Annotated in this window: 15 protein-coding genes; 4 read left to right on the top strand and 11 right to left on the bottom strand. The window is 35.6% G+C overall.

Annotated elements, in window-relative coordinates:
• Positions 1–6: 6 nt before the first annotated feature.
• Together BUA98_RS00785 and BUA98_RS00780 are read left to right on the top strand one after the other, a co-directional pair.
• Positions 7–2007, top strand: coding sequence for a fumarate reductase/succinate dehydrogenase flavoprotein subunit (locus BUA98_RS00785; protein WP_072969773.1), 2001 nt, complete (start codon positions 7–9; stop codon positions 2005–2007).
• 89 nt (positions 2008–2096) lie between these two features.
• A complete protein-coding gene (locus BUA98_RS00780; RefSeq protein ID WP_072969772.1) occupies positions 2097–2843 on the top strand; it encodes a succinate dehydrogenase/fumarate reductase iron-sulfur subunit in 747 nt (248 codons plus the stop codon).
• Positions 2844–2903: 60 nt separating this feature from the next.
• On the opposite strand, the gene BUA98_RS00775 is transcribed toward BUA98_RS00780, so the two are convergent.
• A complete protein-coding gene (locus tag BUA98_RS00775; RefSeq protein ID WP_244279158.1) occupies positions 2904–5261 on the bottom strand; it encodes a family 20 glycosylhydrolase in 2358 nt (785 codons plus the stop codon).
• 137 nt (positions 5262–5398) lie between these two features.
• On the opposite strand from BUA98_RS00775, the gene BUA98_RS00770 reads away from it, so the two are divergent.
• Positions 5399–6175, top strand: coding sequence for a DeoR/GlpR family DNA-binding transcription regulator (locus BUA98_RS00770; RefSeq protein ID WP_072969771.1), 777 nt, complete (start codon positions 5399–5401; stop codon positions 6173–6175).
• Here the strand turns inward: BUA98_RS00770 and BUA98_RS00765 are convergent.
• The 8 genes from BUA98_RS00765 to BUA98_RS00730 all read right to left on the bottom strand — a co-directional run bounded on the left by BUA98_RS00765 (position 6172) and on the right by BUA98_RS00730 (position 16762).
• Entirely contained in the window at positions 6172–7242 is a 1071-nt protein-coding gene (locus BUA98_RS00765) for a dipeptidase (protein ID WP_072969770.1), read from the bottom strand. The genes BUA98_RS00770 and BUA98_RS00765 overlap by 4 nt on opposite strands.
• Positions 7243–7259: 17 nt before the next feature.
• Positions 7260–8375, bottom strand: a complete 1116-nt coding sequence (locus BUA98_RS00760) for a D-TA family PLP-dependent enzyme (protein ID WP_072969769.1) — start codon at positions 8373–8375, stop codon at positions 7260–7262.
• A 3-nt stretch (positions 8376–8378) separates the two neighbouring features.
• Positions 8379–9026 (bottom strand): bifunctional 4-hydroxy-2-oxoglutarate aldolase/2-dehydro-3-deoxy-phosphogluconate aldolase, encoded by a 648-nt coding sequence (locus BUA98_RS00755; protein ID WP_072969768.1) that lies wholly within the window; start codon positions 9024–9026, stop codon positions 8379–8381.
• A gap of 15 nt (positions 9027–9041) precedes the next feature.
• Positions 9042–10073 (bottom strand): sugar kinase, encoded by a 1032-nt coding sequence (locus tag BUA98_RS00750; RefSeq protein ID WP_072970550.1) that lies wholly within the window; start codon positions 10071–10073, stop codon positions 9042–9044.
• A gap of 185 nt (positions 10074–10258) precedes the next feature.
• On the bottom strand, positions 10259–10726 hold the full coding sequence (locus tag BUA98_RS00745; protein ID WP_053473321.1) for a RidA family protein: 468 nt from the start codon (positions 10724–10726) through the stop codon (positions 10259–10261).
• A gap of 4 nt (positions 10727–10730) precedes the next feature.
• Positions 10731–12050 (bottom strand): gluconate:H+ symporter, encoded by a 1320-nt coding sequence (locus BUA98_RS00740; RefSeq protein WP_072969767.1) that lies wholly within the window; start codon positions 12048–12050, stop codon positions 10731–10733.
• A gap of 15 nt (positions 12051–12065) precedes the next feature.
• Positions 12066–13595, bottom strand: coding sequence for a SusD/RagB family nutrient-binding outer membrane lipoprotein (locus BUA98_RS00735; protein WP_072969766.1), 1530 nt, complete (start codon positions 13593–13595; stop codon positions 12066–12068).
• A gap of 11 nt (positions 13596–13606) precedes the next feature.
• On the bottom strand, positions 13607–16762 hold the full coding sequence (locus BUA98_RS00730) for a SusC/RagA family TonB-linked outer membrane protein (protein WP_072969765.1): 3156 nt from the start codon (positions 16760–16762) through the stop codon (positions 13607–13609).
• Between the two features lie 234 nt (positions 16763–16996).
• Between BUA98_RS00730 and BUA98_RS00725 the strand changes: the two genes are divergently transcribed.
• Positions 16997–17764 carry a nitrilase family protein gene (locus BUA98_RS00725; RefSeq protein ID WP_072969764.1) on the top strand — a complete coding sequence of 256 codons (768 nt, stop codon included), beginning with the start codon at positions 16997–16999 and terminating at the stop codon, positions 17762–17764.
• Here the strand turns inward: BUA98_RS00725 and BUA98_RS00720 are convergent.
• Positions 17761–18198 (bottom strand): cytochrome c oxidase assembly factor Coa1 family protein, encoded by a 438-nt coding sequence (locus tag BUA98_RS00720; RefSeq protein ID WP_072969763.1) that lies wholly within the window; start codon positions 18196–18198, stop codon positions 17761–17763. The two genes, BUA98_RS00725 and BUA98_RS00720, sit on opposite strands and share 4 nt — an antisense overlap.
• A 24-nt stretch (positions 18199–18222) precedes the next feature.
• Positions 18223–19911, bottom strand: a complete 1689-nt coding sequence (locus BUA98_RS00715) for an Ig-like domain-containing domain (protein ID WP_072969762.1) — start codon at positions 19909–19911, stop codon at positions 18223–18225.
• Between the last annotated feature and the right edge of the window lie 63 nt (positions 19912–19974).

Below are 19974 nucleotides of genomic sequence, written 5' to 3'. Positions count from 1 at the left end.
ATTATAATGGCATTAGATTCAAAAATTCCAAATGGTCCAATATCGGACAAATGGACAAATTATAAAGATCATATTAATTTAGTAAACCCTGCAAACAAACGTAATTTAGATATTATCATTGTTGGTACAGGTTTAGCTGGAGGTTCTGCAGCAGCTACTTTGGCTGAGTTAGGATATAACGTAAAAGCATTTTGCTTTCAGGATTCACCAAGACGTGCGCACTCTATTGCAGCACAAGGGGGAATCAATGCAGCAAAAAATTATAAAGGTGACGGTGACTCCGTTTACAGATTGTTTTACGATACTGTAAAAGGAGGTGACTACCGTGCACGTGAGGCAAACGTTCACCGTTTGGCTGAAGTTTCGGCAAATATTATTGACCAGTGTGTAGCTCAAGGAGTGCCGTTGGCTCGTGAATATGGCGGACTTTTAGATAACCGTTCTTTTGGAGGAACTTTGGTTTCTCGTACTTTTTATGCACAAGGACAAACGGGTCAACAATTATTGTTAGGAGCTTATTCTGCAATGAACCGTCAGATTGGTCGTGGTAAAGTGAAAATGTACAACCGTCACGAGATGCTTGACATCGTAATCGTTAACGGAAAAGCAAGAGGTATTATCGCTCGTAACCTGGTTACAGGAGAAATAGAAAGACATTCTGCTCATGCAGTAGTAATTGGTTCTGGAGGATACGGAAACGTATTTTTCTTGTCAACAAATGCTATGGGAAGTAACGCAACAGCAGCTTGGAAAATTCATAAAAAAGGAGCGTTTTTCGCAAATCCTTGTTACACACAAATTCACCCAACCTGTATTCCGGTTTCTGGAGATCACCAGTCAAAATTGACTTTGATGTCTGAATCTTTACGTAATGACGGTCGTATTTGGGTTCCTGCAAAATTAGAAGATGCTCAGGCAATTCGTGAAGGAAAGAAAAAAGCAACAGATTTATCTGAAGCAGAAAGAGATTATTTCTTAGAAAGAAGATACCCGGCTTTTGGTAACTTAGTACCACGTGACGTTGCGTCTCGTGCTGCAAAAGAAAGATGTGATGCTGGTTTTGGAGTTAACAAAACAGGTGAAGCAGTTTACTTAGATTTCGCAGCAGCAATTAAACGTTATGGAACTGAAGATGCTTATGTAAAAGGTTTAGATGATAAAGATACTGCATTGGTAACTAAACTAGGAGCTGCAATCGTGAAAAGTAAATACGGAAACTTATTCCAGATGTATTACAAAATCGTTGACGAAGATCCTTATACAACACCAATGATGATTTACCCTGCGGTTCACTACACAATGGGTGGAACCTGGGTTGATTATAACTTAATGACTACAATCCCGGGATGTTTCTCAATTGGAGAATCTAACTTCTCTGATCACGGGGCAAACAGACTTGGAGCTTCTGCTCTGATGCAAGGCTTAGCTGATGGATATTTTGTACTTCCTTATACTATTGGAGATTATTTAGCTCCAGATATTAAAATGGGAGAAATTTCTACAGATTTACCAGAATTCGTAGAAGCAGAGAAAGCTGTAAAAGATCAAATCGACAGATTTATCAATAATAAAGGAACTCATTCTGTAGATTATTTCCACAAGAAATTAGGAAAAATCATGTGGGATAAAGTAGGTATGGCTCGTAACGCTAAAGGTTTAACTGAAGCTATCGAAGAAATTGCCGCACTACGTGAAGAGTTTTATAAAGATGTAAAAGTTCCTGGAAGCGCTAACGAATTTAATCAGGAATTAGAGAAAGCGACTCGTGTTGCCGATTTCTTAGAGTTAGGAGAATTGTTCGCAAAAGATGCATTGCACCGTAATGAGTCTTGTGGAGGTCACTTCCGTGAAGAATACCAAACTGAAGAAGGAGAAGCACTTCGTGATGACGAAAACTTTGCATACGTTGCCGCTTGGGAATACAAAGGAAAACCAAGTGATGCCGTATTACACAAAGAGCCTCTAGTTTACGAAAACATTAAATTAGTACAGCGTAGTTACAAATAGCAATTAGTCAAAAGACAAAAGTCTTAAAGTCTAATGGCAAATGTCAAGACTTTCGACTTTCGACTTTATGACTTTCAAACTAAAACAGTATGAAACTTACATTAAAAATATGGCGTCAGAAAAACGCCCAAGATAAAGGGGGAATTGTTGATTACCCAATCGACGGAATCGAACCAGATATGTCTTTCCTTGAAATGCTTGATGTTCTTAACGAGCAATTAATCAACAAAGGAGAAGAGCCAGTAGCATTTGATCACGATTGTCGTGAGGGAATCTGCGGAATGTGTTCATTATTCATCAACGGAGAAGCACACGGACCAGACAGAGGAGTAACTACTTGTCAGTTGCACATGCGTATGTTTAAAGATGGTGATACGATTTTTATCGAGCCATTTAGAGCAAAAGCTTTTCCTGTAATTAAAGATTTAGTTGTTGACAGAAGTTCTTTTGACAGAATTCAACATGCTGGAGGATTTATCTCGGTAAATACTTCTGGAAATACAATTGATGCAAATACAATTCCAATTAACAAAGACGATGCAGACAAATCTTTTGATGCTGCTGCTTGTATTGGTTGTGGAGCTTGTGTTGCAACTTGTAAAAACTCATCAGCAATGTTGTTCGTTGGGGCAAAAGTTTCTCAGTTTGCATTGTTGCCACAAGGTAAAGTTGAGGCTACTGATCGTGTATTAAACATGGTTCACCAGATGGATTTAGAAGGTTTTGGTAACTGTACCAACACTGGAGCTTGTGAAGTAGAGTGTCCTAAAGGAATTTCTCTTGAAAATATTGCACGTATGAACCGTGAATATTTAGCTGCAAGTTTAAAAGGATAATCCGAAGAAAATAGTTTTAAATAAAAAAGCATCCGTTGTAGCGGATGCTTTTTTTATGCCTTATTCGTAATACAATTGCGAAGCACTTATTTCCTGTTTTTCTTTTCCTTCCTGCTGAATGAAACAACTTAAGGTAGTTCCGCCAATCTGATCAAAATAATTGATGCTGATTTTATGGAAGCCTTTTTCGAGTTTCGCAACTCCGTACGCTTCATTAAGCCAATGAATCCCGTCGTTATTTACAATCAATTCATTATCGATAAAAAGCTTCGATCCGTCATCTGAAAGCGTCGAAATCGTATAATTTGCAGTTTCCGGTATATAGATGTATCCGTCAAATTTTAAGCCGATATAACGCTCTGTTTTTGATCTCCATTTTTCGCTGCTTATTACGCCTTCAAAAATGCCTGAATTAATTGGTTTTACTAATTCTAAATCCTGAACTTGTTGAAATAAGGTTCCGGTGTAGTATTCATATTTTAAACCTTTTTTAGTTGGTTTTACAGCTAAAGCCGGTTTTTGCTCTGGATTTCTAATCAAAATTTTACTAATGGAACTTTTTCGACCGCTTGGGCTAATTTGAACCGTTTTTATAACTCTGAATTCTCCTTTTGGAATATTTATCGTGACAGGTTTTTCATAAAGTTCGGCAGTTTCATCTGGATTGTAACCGTCAATAGTGTAGAATATCTTTCCATTTCTGATTGTTGGTTTGAGGTCTAATAGATATTTTGAAGCGATTAATGCCGTTTCATTTGCTCCAACTGGTGCCGGAACTTTATATAATCTTTTTTGTAATTCTAATTTTTCAATATGATGCGGCATTCTGTTCAGGACAAAACTGTTGTAATTTTTGTTTTGAGGTTCGGTCCAGGCAATTTCTGCTAAAGCAAACATTCTGGGATAAAGCTGATAATTTAATTTTGCCGGACTCGTCAAATATTCTGACCAAAGATTGGATTGAACACCCCAAATATATTTTTGCTCTTCAACAGTTAGGCTATCAACAGGAGTTGGATTGTAATTGTATATTTTCTCAACTGTAACTAACCTTCCAACCGTTAAAGGTTCTTGTGGAGAATATCCCTGATTGTAATCTAAATACAGATATTGTTCGGGATTCATAATCACAAGATGTTTTTGTTTGGCCGCATTAATTCCCCCAGATTCTCCTCTCCAAGACATTACTGCTGCGTTCGGTGCTAGTCCGCCTTCGAGCATTTCATCCCAACCCAAAATTTGCCTGCCGTTTGCGTTTAGGAATTTTTCTATTCTTTTTGTTAAATAACCTTGTAATTCATGTTCGTCTTTCAAACCTAAATCTTTGATTCTCTTTTGGCAATTAGGGCAAACTTTCCATCGCGTTTTTGGGCATTCATCACCACCAATATGAATGTATTCACTCGGAAATAAAGCTATAACTTCAGTCAAAACATCTTCTAAAAAAGTGAAAGTTTCCTCTTTTCCTGCACAGAAAATATCTTCAAAAACACCCCAATATTCAACAACTTTATAAGTACGATCCGGAAAACAGGATAAATTTGGATAAGCGGTAACTGCAGCAGTTGCGTGACCAGGCATTTCGATTTCGGGAATAATATTTACATAATGCTCTTCAGCAAATTTTACAACTTCTTTAATTTCTTCCTGCGTATAGAAACCTCCATAAGGATTGCCATCAAAAAAATACGGAGATCTTTCGAATTTGTTGCCAACTAAAGTCTGTGCTCTTTTAGATCCGACTTCGGTTAATTTTGGATATTTTTTTATCTCAATTCTCCAGCCCTGATCATCTGTTAAATGCCAATGAAAATTATTTAATTTATAACTGGACATCTGTGCTATAAAATCTTTTATAACATCAATAGTAAAAAAGTGTCGGCAAACATCTAGGTGTAAACCTCGGTAAGCGTATCGTGGCGCATCATCGATGGTTACGCAAGGCAATTTTATTTCTTTTGTCGATGATTTATTTGGCAACATTTGCAATAAACTCTGAACGGCGTAGAATAATCCTTCTTCACTTCCTGTAACGGTTATTTTTTTTGTGCTAATATTTATTTTGTAAGCTTCTTTTTTTAATGAGGATGATGGATTTTGCGTAATAAATAATACTTCAATTCCACTCTTTTTCGAAGCAACATTTTTGTTTATAGCCGATTCGAAAATTTGAGCTGTTTTAAGTTCTTTTGAACTAAATTTATTTTTCTCAAAAGAAATTTTTATTTGCCCATTTAAATTAATACTATCCCCAGTTGCTTTATATGAATTTGGAGCAGGAATTATCGAACCGTTTTCAGAAGATGTTTGTGCATTGCTAATGGAATAGCAAAATATCAAGAGAAAGAATATATTTTTTAGCATGGCTGGTGTTCTGGTTTTGTTAAACAAAGTTATCGTTTGTAAATTAAACTGCATTTTTTTTGCAAATCTTATTTGTGTTTAAAAGTCTTTAAAATAGACTAATTAACTATTTTGTTACATTGTGTTGTAATTTGTTTCGCAATAATATTGCATTTATTGTTTACATTTGTTTTCAATAAAATTGAATTTGCATGAATAATGATAATGAAGTGATAAACTACAGCAAGGAAGAACGTAAAAATCTTATTTTAAAAGAGATTAACTTGCATACTCGTGTAAGTTTTGAAACGCTTTCGGCTAAATTATTTGTTTCAGAAGATACTGTGAGACGTGATATTAATGAACTTGAATCAGAATCATTATTGATTAAGGTAAAAGGTGGTGCAATGACAAAGGCGTACCATCATTCTTCTTCAAATCAAACTTATGCAGGAGAATCAAAACAAATCATTGCACAAAAAACTTTAGGTTTACTCCGTGACGGAATGGTTTTATTAATTGGTGGTGGAACTACAATTCGTGAGTTCATTCGATTAATTCCTGATGCCATGAATCTGACCATTTTTACGGTTACTGTTTTATCTGCAGTCGAACTTTTAGACAAGCCTAATGTTAAAATTATCATGATTGGCGGGAGCATTTCATCATACAGCCAAATGTGTGTGAGCGGCGATGTCTATAATCAATTGGCTAATATTAAAGTTGATTTGTTAATATTAGGAACTAATGCTTTAGATATCGAAGGTGGATTCTCAGATTCTGACTGGGAAACTGTTCAGGTGAAAAAAGCGATGATTCAGGCTTCTGAAAAAACAGCGATTTTAACTATTTCTGAAAAGTTGGATACGGTTTTAAAAATGAAAATTGCCAACTTATCCGAGGTGGATTATGTTGTTACCGAAGTTGATCCCGATCACGAAAAATTACTAGCGTATAAGAAGGCAGTTCCAAGTTTAGTTTTTATCTAATCCCAATTTTTTATTAAAAAATTTATCCAGTTCTGATGAAAGATTTTGTTTAGATCCTCATCAGAATAACCTTTATCTTTAAAGATAAGAACGAGTTTCTGTAAATCGGCAATCGTATTTAGATCATATGGAGACTGTTCTGTTCCAAACGCGCCGTCAAGATCAGAACCAATTCCGATATGATTTGCATTTCCCGCCAATTGGCAAATATGATCCATGTGTTTAAAAACAGTTTCTAAATCGCACTTCATTCCCAAAGGTGTAGAAACGCCTCTTTTCCAATCCGGAACCAGCATCCAGGCATCTAAAGCACCGCCAATAACAGCACCTCTTGAAATTAAGGCTTGTATCATTTCATCGCTGTATTGACGATTGTGATCTACAAGTTTTCTGCAATTGTTATGACTTGCCCAAACAGGTCCGTTAAAATGATCCAAAGCTTGCCAAAATGCATCATCGCATAAATGGGTGGCATCCAAAATAATATTCAAACGTTCCATTTCTTTCAATAAATCAAGACCGTTTTGATTCATTTTTCCGGTTGCATCCGTTCCATTTGCATATCGCCCAGGGCCATAATGTGCGGGTCCAATGGCTCTTAATCCGTAATTGTATGCTTTTTCTAAATAAGAAACATCAATAATAGAATCAGCTCCTTCTAAACTTAAAATATATCCAATTGGTTTTTTATCGTTTGGAGTGCCATCATTCCATAAATCAATTTGTTTTTGGAGCGACTTTTTATCTGTGATTGAAACCATTTCTCCGGCTGCTTCCATGGTTTTATACCATGTAAGTTGCCCCTGTGTTTGCGCCCAGGCTTGTTCAGGGGAATTCCAACCCGGAATAATACTATCCGGTTTTACAAACCTTGCAATTTGAGTGGCCACCACAATCCCGATATTTCCTTTTCGTAAATCAGGAAACGAAACCGTTGCACGTTCACGATCTGGTTTGTCGGTCATTCCCTTTTCTAAATGACGTAAAGCGGAAACGTCATTTCTTAAATCTCGATTCCATTCCATCGCATTCATGCTCAGGTCTAAATGGGCGTCTATTATAAACATATTGATGGACTTAAATTTTAAATATTAATTTTTCTGCTGCGAGCTACAACTTTCCACTCATCGCAAATTTGATGTTCTTTGTTAATTACCTGAACCGTATCATAAAGGGCGCAGGTTGGGCAAACATGATAAGGTTGAGCGTAAATTGTATCACCAACTTCATATTGATTTTTGCCTCGGTTTTCTAAAATGAGATGTTCTTCTGAATGTGAGGCCGGAATTAGATTTTCATCGTTTAAAATCACTAGTCTTTTATCAATCGGATTTTCTGATGAAACTGCTTTGTATCCAATATCAATACAAATTGTAGAATTTGTTGGTTTTGAAATTATGGTTCCAAGAATGACCAAAGCAGGTTTGAATTCTTGTTCCGGTAAATTAATTTGATAATTTGAATCCCAAAAAACAAATGTTCCGGGGCTGCATTCTACTTTATCCTGTTTGGCATAAAACGGAAATGTATTGGATCCTCCGGCTACAATTTTTAATTCGTAACTGAACTTTGATTGTAGTTTTTTGATTTCCTTTTTAATAATTGAAAATGGAACCGCGGCTTGTAATTCTCTCTCTTCAACACTTCCTTTTAAATGTCCGTCATAAATGTGAATTCCGGAAAAATGAATATTTTTTAGTAGAAGAATATCTTCAATTAATCCGATCCATTCTTCAGAAATTGATATTCCGGTTCTGTTCATTCCGGTATTCAGATCTAAGTAAATATTTAGTTTGAGCCTATTTTTTCCTGCAATTTCATTCAGGGCTTTCGCTGATTCCAGATTATCGACAATAGTTGAAAAATCGGTCTCGGGATATTTTTGTATTAAAGAAATCCATCGCTCTTTTTTTACACCGATAGGCTGATAGGCCAGAAGCACATCCGGAATTTTATGAAGTGCGGCAAGCTCCGCCTCAGCAATGGTAGCGCATTTCACTTTTTTGATGTTACAGATTTTAAACAGCTCAAGAATTTCGCCTATTTTATGTGTTTTGATGTGAGGTCTTAATTTTTGAGTATCACCATTTACGGCGCCAATAAGCCGTTCCAGATTAAATCGGATACGATCTTCGTAAGCGGCTAAAAATGGAGTGTCAGGGCGAGTTTCGGAATTAATTTTCCACCAATTTTTCTGCATAATCTAGTTTCTTGTTTTTTCTACAACTTCAATTAAATTTTTAAAAGCGTTAAGCGATTGCTCATAATTTAAATTCAAAAGCATTTCTTTTGAAAATAAATTGGAACCAATTCCAACGCAAACAACACCCGATTTGAACCAGGATTTTAAATTGCTCTCTTCTAAGGTTACGCCTCCGGTTGGCATGATTCTTAAATTTGGAAACGGTGCTCTAATTGCTTTTACATATCCCGGTCCTCCAATTTTATCAGCAGGAAAAAGTTTTACAAGATCAGCACCTAATTTATTGGCGTGAAGTATTTCATTAAGGGTTGCTGCGCCGGGAATCCAGTAAATGTTATTTTTAAGACAATAATTGCCAATTTCTAAATCGGTGTGAGGGCATACAATACAATCTGCACCTAATTTGTGATACGTTTCAGCATCGATAACACTTAAAATAGAACCAACAGCTATTCTGATATCCAGATTGTTGGTGTTTTTAAATGCAATCATTTGCTCAAATACTTCTTTGGCATCGTCTGCGCGGGCTGCGAATTCGATAATTTTTATGCCAGCATCAGCCGCTGACTGCAACACTATTTTGGCTGTTTCGATATTGATTTGTGTTACTAACGGAAGTACGCCTTGTGCTTTTAAAATGCTGTACATATTCTTAATTCTAAATTATCTATTGATTCTGTTACTTGCGCCATTTGCTATAAAATGACTTATTTCTGTTGGATTACTCATGGCAAAATCTCCGTGTATACTTTGTTTAATAACACCGCAGGCTGTAGCCCAATCGATGCATTGCTGTCCGGATAATTTGTTTGATAATCCGTATAATAGCCCTGCGTTAAAAGCGTCTCCGGATCCGATTTGATCGGTTACCAAATGTATTTTGTATTCTTTGGTTTCGTAAAAATGACCTTCGTGAAGCAGCATCCCTTTGTATAAATGAGCTAATCCATCAGATTTTCTAAAACTCATGGCCAGTGTTTGTAGAAAAGGCATTCTCTCTTTTAATAATTCGTATGTTTTCTGAAAACGATTTGCGTCGCTTTCGTTTTTATCGGTTTTTATTCCGAAGTAAATTTCAATTGCGTCTAAATCTGCAACAGTAATGGTACTATATTGAAGCAAATCGGGCATAATTTGAGAAGGATGTTTTCCGTACTGCCAAAGTTTGGATCTGTAATTAAAATCAGAAGAAATAGGTAATCCTTTTTCATGTGCTTTAAGAATCGCTTCTTTGCAAACCAAACCAGCTTCATTTGAAACTCCCGGACTAATTCCGGACCAGTGAAAATGAGTTACATCGGCGAAAGCCAAATCCCAGTCAATTTCATTTTTTTTAATAGTCGCAAAAGAAGAATTGCTGCGGTCGTAAATAACCTGCGATTGCCTGATTTGATTTCCGGCTTCTACAAAATATAAACCTAGACGTTCTCCGCCATATACACATTTGGATGTATTTACCTTATATTTTTGAAGTTCGTTTAAAGCTAACTGTGCCAGATCATTTTGTGGTAATCGCGTGATATAATCGGTTTGGATGCCGAGTTGAGAAAGTAAAACACAAACATTGGCTTCGGCACCGCCTACATGAACTTTTATTTCACTGGCCTGCGTAAACCGATTTCCATCTGCAACACTCATCCGAAGTAATAATTCTCCGAAAGTTGCAATTCTTGTTTGTGAGCTAATTGTATTCATGTTTATTGTTTTTTTTGCCACAGATTAAATATTTTACCATTAAGATATTAAGAAAATTAAGCTTGACTTAATGAAACTTATTAGGTTAAGAAAATTAAGCTTAGCTTCTTAATAAACTTAATATCTAAATGGTTCAATTAAATAATCTGTTTAATCTGTAAAATATGTGGGCGAAATTCTTTAATCTAAAATAATTCGAAAACGGCTTCAACTTCAACAGGAATATTATCTGGTAAAGATCCCATTCCGACGGCGCTTCTTACTCCAATTCCGTTTTCTTGTCCCCAAACTTCAGCAAACAATTCGCTGCAGCCGTTTATCACGTACGGATGTCTTAAGAAATCGCCATTGCAATTCACCATTCCAAGTACTTTGATAACTCTTTTTACTTTGTTCAGACTTCCAAAATTGGTTACAATTGTCGAAAGCATGGTTAAGCCAACTTGTCTTGCGGCCAATTTGCCTTCTTCGATATCCATATCGTCGCCAATCCTTCCTATGATTAAAGATTTGTCATCACGAACCGGGCCGTGACCTGAGAGGTATAAATATTTTCCATCTACTAGATAAGGTTTGTATATACCAAGAGGTTGAGGTGCTGGCGGTAAGGATAAGCCAAGGGTTTCAAATTTTTCCTGAGGTAATAAATTCATGATATTAATGTATTATAGAGTTTAAAATAAAAACGAAAATAATTCCTAAAACAGAGACTAAGGATTCCATGACGGTCCATGATTTAAAAGTATCTTTCAGACTGATATTGAAATATTCTTTGAACATCCAAAAGCCCGGGTCATTTACATGGGAGCACATTAAACTTCCGGCACCAACTGCTAAAACTAATAGATTTGGATCTAGGTTGTTAGCTTGTAGTAAAGGTAGTAAAACGCTGGCAGTCATTAATCCGGCAGCTGTTGCAGAGCCAACGCAGATGCGAATAATCGCTGCCATCATCCAGGCCAATAAATACGGATGAATATTGGTTTGGGTTAGAAGGGACACGATAGTTTCGCTTACACCGCTTACGGTCATTACTTCTTTTAAAGCGCCGGCACCGCCAATAATCAAAACAATTAAAGCAACATCTTTTATGGCAACGGCATAATCATCCATTACTGATGTAATGCTTCGGTTCATTCTGATGCCTAAAGTGTATGTGCAGATCAGTAAAGAAATTAGCATAATCATACTTGGCTCGCCAATCGTTTTACAGATGTTTAGCAAGGTTTCATTAGCTGAAAGTAAAGGCAATATTGAAGTTATTGTTAATCCGAAAACTGGAAATAAAGAAGAAAATAAACTAAGCGCAAAACTGGGTTGCTTTCCTTCGTTTATAACTTCTTCAACATTCAGAATTTCATTATTGGATTCAGTTTTAAAATTCTTAAGTAAATTCGAAAACAATAAACCGGCAATGAAAATAGTTGGGATTGCAATTATAATCCCGTACACTAAAACTAGTCCGATATCTGCATTCAAAATACTACTTAAAGCCATTGGAGACGGATGTGGGGGCAAAAAACCATGTGCTACTGATAGAGACGCCAGCATTGGAATTCCCAGATATACTTTTGAAAGTTTAAATTGATGGGCTACTGAAAAGATTAGAGGTACTAACAAGACAAATCCAACACTATAGAAAAGTGGTATCCCAACAATAAATCCGGTAATCATTAATCCTAAACGAACATATTTTTTGCCTGTCCATCCCATAACAGTTTTTGCAATGACATTGGCGGCCCCTGATGAGACGGTAAGTTTACCAATACAGGTTCCGAAAACAATAATCAAAGTAATAGATCCTAACATATCTCCCAAACCTTTTTGAACCGTTTGTGACAAAGTGTTTATTGGCAGGCCTAAAAATAGACCTGCTAATAAAGCTGTTATGATAAAGGCAATAAACGGATTGATTTTAAACCAAGCTATCTGAATGATTAAAAACACAATGCATGCCGTAAGAATTAAAATGCTCATTTATCTTTTGTATTATTATTTATCCCACCAGATTTTAGTTGTAAATGTGTCTTCACCCTGGCGTTTGATCGCTTCTGCTAAGTTAGTTGAATTGACTGAATATTCGCTCGTTGGGTATTTGAAACGTCTTGGAATTGTACCGTTTGTAACGTTACCGGGGAAATTTACTGGTATTAAAACAGGGTATCCTGTTCTTCTCCAGTTGGAATAAATTTCTTGCTCATCTACAAATAATGCGATGTAAATCTGTGTGTGAATTTGGTTCATTTTTGCTTCAAAAGATCCCGCTGCATTAAACGGATTTAAAGTTAAATAAGCAGTTGCATCTGTAATGGCATAAGCTGCACCATAAATTCCCATGTTTAAGAACGAAGCTTTTACTCCTTTTTCGTATAAATCTTTGTCTGTTTCTCCAGTATACCATCCTCTTGCGGCGGCCTCTGCCAAATATAAATTGGTTTCTGCATTGCTTATCAATACAAGTGGGGCATCATATTTAAAAACAGTACTTTGATTAGGTTCAGAATAAGTTGCCTGCTCAGCTGCTGGTGGAGCAGTTTTAGTTCCGTTAGGGAAACCTTTTTGAACGGCGAGTGTTGTATTTTGCACTGTCCCTTGCCAAACTCCTGCATAAACACTGATTCGTGGATCGGCAGTTACTTGTAATAAATCAATAAAAGTTTTAGCCAGTTTTCCTCCTTCAACATTTTTCTGACCGTAGGATCCTGCTGTGAAATCTTGTCTTCTTGAATCAAAACCAACAGGATTTCTATTAAAATCATTTGGGCCGTCTGTATATTTCATAATGGCATTATCAGTTCCGTTTAAAATGACGCCACCCGCAATAGCTTTGGTAACCCATGTTTTTGCTAAATCTGCATCAACTTTAGTTAAACGCAATCCTAAACGAAGCATTAGAGAATACGAGAATTTTTTCCATTTTGCTACGTCGCCATTGTAAATAAAATCGGCTCCGCCAAAACTTGGTTTGGATGCGTCTAATGCTGTAGCAGCTTCGTCAAGTTCTTTTAGTAAATCTTTGTAGATAGATTCCTGAGAATCATATTTTGGAAGAAAGATTTGTTCACTGTTTGCTTTTGCAGCTTCAGAATAGGGAATGTCACCATATAAATCTGTAATTCTGTGATATAAATAGGCTTTCCAAATTCTGGCAATGTTTAATTTGTTACTATCATTGGCATTACTTTTTACCGCATTGATTACAATTTCTGTTTCATTTAATGCCAATGGATAAACCTGATTAAAATAAGCAGAATAATAAACTTCGTTGCTTAAATATTTATCTCCAACTCCAGAAGCTTCTTTGTAAGTTGCATAATGTTGTAGCATTCCGCCACATTCAAGAATGTTAGTGAAAAAATAATTATTGTTTAAACCGTCCAATTGCGCTTTACTGAAAATGTAATTCGGATTTGGTTTTTCAACTACATTAGGATTAGTGTTGATTTCTTCAAAATCTTTGGTACAGGAACTCATACTTCCTAAAAGCAGGCCTGTCATATATAAAATGGTTATCTTTTTCATGTCTTTTAATTTTAGAATTTCACATTTAAACTTAAACCGAAACTTCTGGTTTTTGGTACTCCAAATTGTTCTACACCCTGAGCATTACCGGCGCTAAATACCGATTCCGGATCTACATTTGGTGTTTTCTTGTAAAGAATGAATAAGTTTCTTGCAATAAATGAAACAGAAGCTCCCTGAAGTTTAGATAAACCTTTGATTTTTTCAAGAGGCAATTGATAACCCAAAATTACTTGTCTTAGTTTTATGAAACTGGCATCATAAATAAAAGTTGAAGATATGTTTCTTAAACCATCGTAATAAGTTCTAAGGTTTTCAGGAGCAATTACCATATCAACAGGATTTCCGTTTGTGTCAACACCTTTTATTGGTAGTCCGTTTTCACGCCCTTCTAAGGTCAATTTTGTTAATCCCATACGTGTTCCGTATAAATCAGTTCCGGAATATAGACTACCTCCGAATTTTCCATCGATTAAAAAGCTAAATGATATGTTCTTGTATTTTAATTCATTGCTGATTCCGGCCGCCCATGGATGAACGCCCTGGCCTAACTCTTCAAGCGGACCTTGTGCAATAGTTGCAGAACCGCCACTTACGTTGTAAACTGTATTTCCATTTGCATCTTTACGCGGTTTGTAGCCTTTGATTATACTGTAGGGACGTCCTACATCACTTGTTATCGTTACATATCCGTTTACAGAAGTTGCCATTGTAATTGAGGTTAACTGATCAGTAAGTGCCTCAACTGTGTTTTCATTATAAGATCCGTTGAAACTTGCATCCCATGAAAAATCTTTGGAATTAATAATTTTACCGCTAAGTAAGAATTCAACTCCTTTATTTCTCATTTTTCCAAGATTTAGCAACGCAGTATTGGCTCCTGAAGCAGTTGAAATAGTAGTTTCGACAATATCATTTGTTGTTGCGCGATTGTACCACGCAAAGTCAAGGTTTAAGCGATTACGTAAAAATCCTAAATCAGCTCCAACTTCAAATGTTGTTGATGTTAACGGACTTAAAGTAGAATTAGGAACTCGTGAACTTGTTGGTCCTTGTAATTGCTGACCATTGTGTCCCCCCTGAATCATTGAGTAAGATTGGTTCAATGCATAAGGATCCGGTGTCGCACCTCCAACCTGAGCCCATGAAGATCTAAGTTTTGTAAATGAAATCCAGTCAGGCATTGTTACGATATCCGAAAGGATAATACTCGTTCCAACTGAAGGGTAAAACACGGTGTTGTTGTCTTTTGAAAGCGTAGAGAACCAATCCTGACGACCTGTAACGTTCAAAAATACAATGTTTTTATAATCAAAATCTGCTGCGCCGTAAACCGAATTTGTTTTCGTTTTTCCGTAAGGATAGCTATACGTCAAAGTCGATAAATTACTCAAAGCATAAAAATCATCTAATACAAAATTAGAACCTTCAACTCTGATTTCGTCTCTTAAATTAGTACGGGAGTTGACACCAACTAACGCGTTTAAAGAGAAATCACCATAAATATTTTTCTTGGTATAATTAAGAATTGCTTCAGAATTCAGATTAGAAATTTTCAGTCTGGAACCTTGTGCATATCCAACCGGATTGTTTAAAGTTGTTTTTGGAATATATCCAAAGAACTCATAATCAGTAAAATCTTGTCCAATTCTTCCCTGTAGAAATAATTCAGGAGTAAAGTTCAATTTCACGTTCAACATTCCGATAAAACGGTTTTTAGTATCGCTGTTTTTGATTTTGTTAATCGTGTAATACGGATTTGTTGCTACTGCAACAGGATTCCAGGCTTCTTCGATACCATTTTCATCATAACCAGGAGAAAGGTTTCTAATGTCAACTGTATTAGCAATCATATAAGTTGCCCAGTTCGGATTAGCTTCAGCATCTGATACAGTTGTTCTATTATTTGATTTTTCGATATTGTATTGTGCCACAACGTCAAATTTTAACCAGTTCGTTAAGTTAACATCACTCGCAATATTGACGCTTTTTCGATTGAAATCAGAGTTGGGAACAACGCCTTCATTGTCCAGGTTTGTAAAGGAAAGGCGTCCTGTCGCTTTTTCATTTCCACCAGCTAAAGCGATTGAATTTATAAAAGTTGTTCCGGTTTCGTAGAAGTTTTTAATATTATTTTTTTGCGCAACGTATGGTCTGGCAACTCCGTCAAACTGTATTACATCTGTTCCGTCCATCTTTGCTCCCCACGACCAGCGACCAGCCGCTATTGCTTCTGCCTGTGTGGTTGGTTTTTTTCCAAGTGCTCCTGAACCATATTCATACTGCCAATCTGGTATAATCGATGGAGTTTCAAAAGTAAAGGAAGTATTGTATTCTACTCCAATTCCTTTTTGTGCTGAGCCTCTTTTAGTTTGAATTAAAATCACACCATTTGCGGCATTTGCGCCATACAATGCAGCAGCAGTTCCTCCTTTTAAGACCGTGATCGTTTTGATGTCATCAGGATTTATAACGGCTGTTCCGTCACCTCTGTCAACATTGATTCTTGTAGATCCGGCACCATTTCCAATTCCTGGAAGGTTAAGTTGCGTGTTATCAATTGGTAAATCATTTACAACATACATAGGTTGGTTGTTTCCGTTTAAGGAACCGTTTCCGCGAATTACTACTCTGGTTGAGCCGTTAGGGCCTGTTGCTGTACTACTCACGTTAACACCAGCAATTTTCCCTACTAAAGCATTTGCGATATTGGTTTCTTTAGCCTTTGTAAATTCGGTTCCTTTAAGTTCAGTTACTGCGTATGCAATTGATTTGCTGCTTTTTTTAACACCAAGAGCGGTTACTACAACCTGATCTAAAACATTTTCAGCAGGCTTTAATCTAATCACTAAATCTGTAGTTTTAATTAGGGCAAAAGATAAAGTTTCGTAGCCCATGTAGGTTATAATAACGTGAGCTTCGTTTTCTGGAACAGTTAATTTGAATTTTCCGTTTTCATCAGATATTGTTGCTAGCTTACTATTGCTTTCAGCATAAATAGTAGCTCCGGCAATTGGCATTCCGTCATCCTGACCTAAAATCTGGCCAGTGATTTCAACTTGATTGCTTTTTTGTTCAAAAAGGTGCTTTTTAATTGCAACCTCTTTTGCATTTGCTGAGAAGATTATCCCCCCAATAAACACTAATGAAATTAGCTTTGTTTTCATAATTCTTTGGTTTTCATGTTTTTTTTGGTTTTTTATTGGCGATCAAATATAAATATTAATTTTTCTTATTTGCATTTTTTTTGCAATAATTGCATTTTTTTTGCAATTATTTTTGTTTAACAATTTTTAAATTCCAAAATATTTGAGGTTTTTCGAGGTGTTTTGAAAATTTTTTGCAGAAAGTGATTTTTATGGAAAGAATAATTTTTATCTTAAAATTCGTATTTTTGAAAGATGAAAATTGTACTTATTCAATCAGATCTTTGCTGGGAAGACTCTTTAAAAAACAGAAATAACTTTGAATCGAAGATTAATCAAATCGATTTACAAGCTGATTTAATTGTTTTGCCTGAAATGTTCTCTACCGGATTTACTATGAACGCTTTAGTAATGGCAGAAGCTATGAATGGTGACACTGTGTTGTGGATGAAATCGATGGCAAAACAGAAAAGATGTGCTCTTACTGGTAGTGTGATTATTAAAGAGAATAATCAGTTTTATAATCGAATGTTGTTTGTTTTTCCTTCAGGAGAAATACAATATTATGATAAACGCCATTTATTCTCTCTTGCTGGCGAAGATCAAACGTATACAAGCGGAAAAGAAAAAGTAATCGTTGATTATTTAGGCTGGAAGATTTGCCTGCAGGTTTGTTATGATTTAAGATTTCCGGTTTTTGTGCGAAATGTCGAGAGTTACGACCTTATTTTGTATGTGGCCAATTGGCCAAAAGTGCGCACCAATGCCTGGGATATTTTATTAAAAGCACGGGCTGTTGAAAACCTAAGTTATGTAGTTGGAGTCAATAGAATTGGTCTGGATGCTCATAATTATGAGCATATTGGACATTCTCAGGTAGTTGATTTTTTAGGTAATTATGTATTGGAACCACAAGAAACAGAGGGAGTTTTTGTTGTAGAATTAGATAGAGACATAATGTTGGAAACAAGAAAAAAACTTGATTTTCTGAGTGATAAAGATGTTTTTGAAGTGAATATTTAAAACTCCTTTAGGACGAAAATTTCTTCTTTAGAATCTTTATTTCGAAGAATAATTTGCTTGTATTTCCATACTGTTCCAATTTTATCAGCAGAAATATCTAATTTACCATTTCCCTTAGTGCCTTTAATTCTAAAAGATAATGAAACTGAATTGTTGTTATTTGAATAGACGGCATTTCCTTCTAAAAGGGCTAATTTATCAATTGGCTGAATTATTCCGATGGACTGTACTATTCTTTTGTCGGAATTGGCCCTTTCAATAGCTTTTTCATAAAGTAAATTGTCATTATATGCCTGAACAATATCACTTATGCCTTCGGGAGAATTTGAAGTCAGAAAAAATCCAAAAATAGAAATAATTAAAATAGTTGTGGGAATTGACCATTTCCAATTTCGTTTAAGCCAGCTTTCCTTTTCAACTAATTCATTTTCCATTTTTAATTGGTTTCAAGTTAAAGTTTAAAAGGCTTTACTCTTCTTTGCTTGTTCTTTTTTCTTTTTGGCGTCTTCTTTTTTCTCCAGTTCCGGGTTATAAGGAATGCTCATATCAACCGTTTCGTCGACATCCCAATTTGTTCGGACATCAACTTCTTTTTGATAATAAAACACTTCTTCGGCATAGGTTTTCTTTAGGAAATTCCCTGAATCGTAGATTTTATTTTTGTTATCGTCGTAGGTTATTCTGAGTGTAAATGAGCTAGGTTCAAGTAAATCAAATGTGAGTTTGGTTTCTCCTTCAGAATACTGACTCGCAAGAACCGCATCTCCTTTTTTATTGGTCATTTCAACAATAATAGGGAAACGTTTTACATTCTTTAAATTCAAAATTAAATTACCATAATCAGCATATTCTTTAGTAGTTAATTTGTACGATAAAGTGTCATTTGACTTATCAAAAAAATCGGTTAAAGCGCCTGGTAAAAAGGTGAACTTGTATTTTTGTAAAGGTTCTTTCTTGAAATCAACATAGAGCTTTTGGTCGAATTCATCATATTCGGTAGTAAAGTCGACTGCAACCGAATCTTTATTGATTAAATTAATCTTTGATTTGTCAAATTTAACCAAAGGTGTCGCCGTTTCTAATGTAAAACGGTCTCTAAAATTAAGAACGCCACTTTGCTTAGCAGTAATATTCAGTGTGTCTTTTTTCTGGTCTTTAATTTTAAAGGTGAATTTCTTATCGTAATTCTCACTGCTGATTTCCATTGATAAAGAATCGACTTTTATGGGCTTGTACCATACCTGCAAAGAATCCTTTTTAGGAAATCTTGTTACAATAGATTCTAAAATTTCACCATTGTTTTTAAGAACTACTTTAGGTTTAGAATTGGTGAAATCCTGTTTACTGTCGTACGGAAGGAATAATCGATTTCCTGAAGCTTGTATTGGCTTTAGGGCCTTTAAAGGTTGTGATTCCTTAAAAAGCTCTAATTCAAAAAGAGTATCATTTGGTACTGTAATGTAATGTTTTATGAAACCTATCTTGTCGTCTTTCGGATTAAATTTATTGTTGCTTCCTTTGTCTTTTAAAGCGACTAAAAGATATTTTCCGGCTTTTAAATTCTCTAATTTAAAAGTTCGTAAACTATCTAATGTGTTTGTAATATATCTTGGAAATTCTTTGTAAACAACAGAGTCTTTAAATTTGTCATTCACGTCATAAAGCATTACCGAAACAAAATTATCGGCATTTTTCTCGTACGCATCTTTTATTCTTCCGCCTATTGAAAGGGAGTCGATATAAGATCCGGTAGAGAAAACATATTTGAATTGATTGTATGCATTTCCTTCGTTGTTATCTGCAATACTTTGACCAAAATTCATACTGTAAGTAGTGTTGGGCTGTAAAGTATCTAAAATTTTTATGGTAATTTCTTTACTTGCAGTAGTTGGCAAAATGATCGGTTGTTGCTTCATTGGCGGCGAAATGATCAACTGCTTATTGGTATTTTTAAGTTTTACATATTCATCAAATGTCAAAACAATCTCTTTAGCCTTAAAATCAGTGCTGAAATTTTTAGGTGTGCTGTATTTTAAAATGGGAGCCAGCGTGTCTTTTAATCCTCCGGTGATACTTCCTCTTTTGGCACAGCTCATCATTAAAAATACCAGTAAAAATGGAATATATTTAAAGTTGTTTTTCAACATAACAGTTTTTGAATTTGATTGCACAAAATAACGATTATATTTGCTTTAAGCGAAATTTTTTAT

Origin of the sequence: Flavobacterium saccharophilum (assembly GCF_900142735.1) — a bacterium.
Taxonomy (GTDB): domain Bacteria; phylum Bacteroidota; class Bacteroidia; order Flavobacteriales; family Flavobacteriaceae; genus Flavobacterium; species Flavobacterium saccharophilum.
Note: the sequence above shows the minus strand (reverse complement) of the source record. Positions and strands in the feature narration are given on the sequence as shown.

What these genes read in the sequence shown, in the direction of transcription:
- BUA98_RS00755 (WP_072969768.1), bottom strand. Translation starts at nt 9,026, where the DNA reads ATGTACAGCATTTTAAAAGCACAAGGCGTACTTCCGTTAGTAACACAA.
- BUA98_RS00760 (WP_072969769.1), bottom strand. Translation starts at nt 8,375, where the DNA reads ATGCAGAAAAATTGGTGGAAAATTAATTCCGAAACTCGCCCTGACACT.
- BUA98_RS00775 (WP_244279158.1), bottom strand. Translation starts at nt 5,261, where the DNA reads ATGCAGTTTAATTTACAAACGATAACTTTGTTTAACAAAACCAGAACA.
- BUA98_RS00730 (WP_072969765.1), bottom strand. Translation starts at nt 16,762, where the DNA reads ATGAAAACAAAGCTAATTTCATTAGTGTTTATTGGGGGGATAATCTTC.
- BUA98_RS00780 (WP_072969772.1), top strand. Translation starts at nt 2,097, where the DNA reads ATGAAACTTACATTAAAAATATGGCGTCAGAAAAACGCCCAAGATAAA.
- BUA98_RS00740 (WP_072969767.1), bottom strand. Translation starts at nt 12,050, where the DNA reads ATGAGCATTTTAATTCTTACGGCATGCATTGTGTTTTTAATCATTCAG.
- BUA98_RS00745 (WP_053473321.1), bottom strand. Translation starts at nt 10,726, where the DNA reads ATGAATTTATTACCTCAGGAAAAATTTGAAACCCTTGGCTTATCCTTA.
- BUA98_RS00765 (WP_072969770.1), bottom strand. Translation starts at nt 7,242, where the DNA reads ATGTTTATAATAGACGCCCATTTAGACCTGAGCATGAATGCGATGGAA.
- BUA98_RS00750 (WP_072970550.1), bottom strand. Translation starts at nt 10,073, where the DNA reads ATGAATACAATTAGCTCACAAACAAGAATTGCAACTTTCGGAGAATTA.
- BUA98_RS00715 (WP_072969762.1), bottom strand. Translation starts at nt 19,911, where the DNA reads ATGTTGAAAAACAACTTTAAATATATTCCATTTTTACTGGTATTTTTA.
- BUA98_RS00770 (WP_072969771.1), top strand. Translation starts at nt 5,399, where the DNA reads ATGAATAATGATAATGAAGTGATAAACTACAGCAAGGAAGAACGTAAA.
- BUA98_RS00735 (WP_072969766.1), bottom strand. Translation starts at nt 13,595, where the DNA reads ATGAAAAAGATAACCATTTTATATATGACAGGCCTGCTTTTAGGAAGT.
- BUA98_RS00725 (WP_072969764.1), top strand. Translation starts at nt 16,997, where the DNA reads ATGAAAATTGTACTTATTCAATCAGATCTTTGCTGGGAAGACTCTTTA.
- BUA98_RS00785 (WP_072969773.1), top strand. Translation starts at nt 7, where the DNA reads ATGGCATTAGATTCAAAAATTCCAAATGGTCCAATATCGGACAAATGG.
- BUA98_RS00720 (WP_072969763.1), bottom strand. Translation starts at nt 18,198, where the DNA reads ATGGAAAATGAATTAGTTGAAAAGGAAAGCTGGCTTAAACGAAATTGG.